We start from the raw sequence: 235 nt of genomic DNA, 5'->3' as shown, positions 1-235 counted from the left end.
CGCCCCGAGCAGCGCGACGTTCAGGTCGCACAGGTCTCCCGACAGAAGCAGCGCCAGGATCTGGCGGCTACCGTTGCTCAGGACCTTGTAGCGGCAGGCCAGGCCCGCGGTGATGAGGCAGACGTTCTCGGGACGCTCGCCCTCGCGGATGAGGTCGCAATGCGGGCCGACCCACCGGCTCTGAGCCGTGATGCCGGACAGCAGGGCCCGATCCGCCTCGGTCAGGCGCGTGCCG

Annotated in this window: 1 protein-coding gene; it reads right to left on the bottom strand. The window is 70.6% G+C overall.

Annotated elements, in window-relative coordinates:
- On the bottom strand, positions 1-235 hold a 235-nt coding region (locus WDW90_RS40405), incomplete at both ends, for a cyclic nucleotide-binding domain-containing protein (protein ID WP_336493146.1).

Source organism: Methylobacterium nigriterrae, from assembly GCF_037106235.1.
In the GTDB taxonomy this organism is placed as follows: Bacteria; Pseudomonadota; Alphaproteobacteria; order Rhizobiales; family Beijerinckiaceae; genus Methylobacterium; species Methylobacterium nigriterrae.
The sequence above is the reverse complement of the archived record's forward strand: the minus strand, read 5'-3'. Positions and strand labels throughout refer to the sequence as shown.